Annotated in this window: 3 protein-coding genes; all 3 read right to left on the reverse strand. The window is 32.1% G+C overall.

What is annotated here, in order from left to right; all coding sequences use genetic code 11:
• Positions 1–139: 139 nt before the first annotated feature.
• The gene (locus BM201_RS17900) at positions 140–1,294 is read right to left on the reverse strand and encodes a hypothetical protein (protein ID WP_092545179.1); all 1,155 of its coding nucleotides are present in this window, start codon (positions 1,292–1,294) and stop codon (positions 140–142) included.
• Positions 1,295–1,453: 159 nt separating this feature from the next.
• Entirely contained in the window at positions 1,454–1,987 is a 534-nt protein-coding gene (locus BM201_RS17905; RefSeq protein ID WP_092545181.1) for a hypothetical protein, read from the reverse strand.
• A 151-nt stretch (positions 1,988–2,138) separates the two neighbouring features.
• Positions 2,139–2,711: a hypothetical protein gene (locus tag BM201_RS17910; protein ID WP_139219300.1), complete on the reverse strand. Its 573-nt coding sequence runs from the start codon at positions 2,709–2,711 to the stop codon at positions 2,139–2,141.
• Positions 2,712–2,897: the final 186 nt, after the last annotated feature.

A 2,897-nucleotide genomic window follows, 5' to 3' on the forward strand; every position in this document is an offset into this window, starting at 1 on the left:
ACAACGGTTTTGAGTATGGACAGTTGCGGGTTGGTTAACCAGTTTTTGTCCGCTTAAAATAAATATAGCTAAAAACTTCGAATATCGATTAAGTATTTAGCCGCAATTGGCTATACGCGTTGTTGGCAACTGGCTTTTTTTATTCATTACAGTGTTTTTCTAATGCTTCTAAAACCATCCAATTATCATCTCCAAGCGAAACGGCTTTATTCAAATCAGCACAAATTTTTGTCAATTCAGATTCTGGTATTTCAGTTTCTTTTGAAGCGATGATTTGAACATCCTTTGATTTTGATAATGTTCGACTATTTCCAAGTTCGTATTTTCTCAAAATTGCAAAAGCTCGATTGGAATAAGCGTTAGTAAAATATGGCTCAATATCAAGAGTTTTGTTGAAATCTTTAATTGCTTCATCGAATTGAAAGTTGTTTAATTTCATTGTGGCTCTTGCAAAATATCCGTCAGCCCAATTTGGTTCTAATTCTAATGCTTTATCCAATTTCTTAATTGCTCCTTTATAGTTTAATTGTTTATACAACTCTTGAGATTCGTTGTATAATTTGAAAAGTTTGTCGTTTACCTTATCCTTTTGGTAAACACCATTTTTATAAACGTTTTTCCCTTTTATTTCTCCTGTCGAATAGTAGGAAACGGATTCTCCGTCCATTTTTCCGTTCACAAAATTTGTTTGTTGTTTTAACTGTCCATTTGGATGATACATTTCCCAAATTCCAATTTCTTGTCCGTTTTTAAACTCGCCTTTTTGCATTAGAGTTCCGTCTTTGTAAAATCGTTTTTCCATTCCATTGGAAAGTCCGTTCTCATATTCAACTTCATCTGATACGTTGCCGTTTAAATGATACATTAGACGTTTGCCTTTTAGTTTTCCGTTGAATAAAGTTCCTTCCCCTTGTTTTTTTCCTGTCAGATAGTAATCGATAAATCCACCCGAATAAGGTGTTGAGCTACCTTTTAAATACCAAGTTCCATTTTTTTTGGTCATCAATTTGGTAGTTGGAATTGCTTTTATGCTGTCAGGTCTTTTTACATATTCCTTTGTGAAAACATAAATAATTCCGTCCAAGTCTTTATATCCAATTTCCTCAATTGCTTTTTTGTTCTTTACCACTTCAACTCTGTCAATTTCGTTTTCAGTCAGCATTCCGAATCCTTCTTTCGGTTCTTCGATAACAGGAATTGAATCTACAACGTATAAAACGTTTTCATTCTGGTTTTGACTGAATCCAATAATTGGTAAAAGAGTCAGTAGTAAAATCAGTATTTTGTTTTTCATTCGTATTTTTTCAGCTTGTTGCCAACGGTCTTGTATAACAATCAGTTGCGGATTGGTTGGAAACTAAGATAGCTAAAATTACTGACTTTTATGTTTGCGCGGTTGTGTCCGCAGGACACAAAGCCGCAGTTGTTGTTATACATTGTTGTAAAACGTTTTTTATTCATCAAATAATCCACGAGCGGTTAGTACTCCTTTTTTCTTTTCGTTAAACAGCTTTTCGATGCTTTCTCCATTAAGTCCTTTCCAAGTTCCGTTTTTTGTTTTTTGTACTGGGTCATATTGATATTTTTGATGATAATAATGACCTTTTTTCTTATTCAAGGAAATGTACAAAATCACGTTTTCATAATTTTCAAATCCTGGACGTCCATAATGGTCATAAGCAACAAATTCAATCGTGTCTGTTTTCAAGTCGTTAAACACATTTTTAACAACTCTATATTTGTTTTTGAATCCGTAATCCATAACATAACTTACTCTCCGAATTGTATCTCCAGTTATTGAGTCAATTTCTATTCGAGTATTATTTTCATTTGGGTCAAATTCAATTACGGATATTTTTTCTCCGACAAAAGCATAAAGATTTACAGAATCGTTTTCCAAATTAAATTCCGATTTCTGTCCGACTTTAGTTGATTTACAACTAATCAGTATAATTAAAATTCCCAAAATTGGAAAGATGTGATTCATTTGGTCAAAATGTTTTACAACGGTATCGAGTATGGACAGTTGCGGGCTTGTTGGCCAGGTTGTGTCCGCTTAAAATAAATATAGCTAAAAACAACCAATATCGATTAAGTATTTAGCCGCAATTGACCATACGCGTTGTTGGCAACTGGCTTTATTCCGTATCAATCTCTTCCAATAAATTTTCGTAATTCTGTATTAGTCTTTTTTCTTTTAATACAATGTCTGTCATAGTTACAGCTAAAAATCCGTAAAATTTTCTATCACCATTATCGTTTTCTTTAAAGTCAATTTTCATCATCAAATTTGACAGTATGAGTTGACTAAAATCTTTATATGCTGATTGCATCGTATAGATTTCATTAATATTTTGAATTTCTTGAAATTTTAAACTGTTGATAAGCCCAGTTTGAATTCCTGTGTCAAAAGCACCATTACCTAAAATAACGGTCCGAGTTCCCTTAAAAAACGGCGGTAATGTTTTCATTTCAATGTTATCTGAATTTTGAATAATTCGTGAGCTATCTCTAAGCATTATGTGATAATTTAATACCTCGGAAATTTTTGATTTGTTAGATTTTATTTCGGTTATAATATTTTTTCTTAAGAGTTCTGTTTGAGATTTCCTTTTATTCGTTTCCGACCAATTTGATAAAACGAACCCCAAATAAACGCCAATCATAACTGGTATTATTTGTACTAAAATTTCTCCAATTTTCTTTCTCATCTATTAAGTTTTGGCTTGTTGCAACTCGTTTTTACAACTGGCTTTTTTATTTTTTTTTCCTAAACTAATATATTTTTCGGATTTCATTTTTTTCAGCTGTCTAGTCCTGAAATATGGCTACAGGTTGAACATGATTTTAAGCAGTTAATTTGTATACCATATTTGGTGTTTTATACTCTAAAGATA

Source organism: Zunongwangia mangrovi, assembly GCF_900112105.1.
Lineage (GTDB): Bacteria > Bacteroidota > Bacteroidia > Flavobacteriales > Flavobacteriaceae > Zunongwangia > Zunongwangia mangrovi.

Coding starts and splice junctions, on each gene's coding strand:
- BM201_RS17900 (WP_092545179.1), bottom strand. CDS start 1,294: ATGAAAAACAAAATACTGATTTTACTACTGACTCTTTTACCAATTATT.
- BM201_RS17905 (WP_092545181.1), bottom strand. CDS start 1,987: ATGAATCACATCTTTCCAATTTTGGGAATTTTAATTATACTGATTAGT.
- BM201_RS17910 (WP_139219300.1), bottom strand. CDS start 2,711: ATGAGAAAGAAAATTGGAGAAATTTTAGTACAAATAATACCAGTTATG.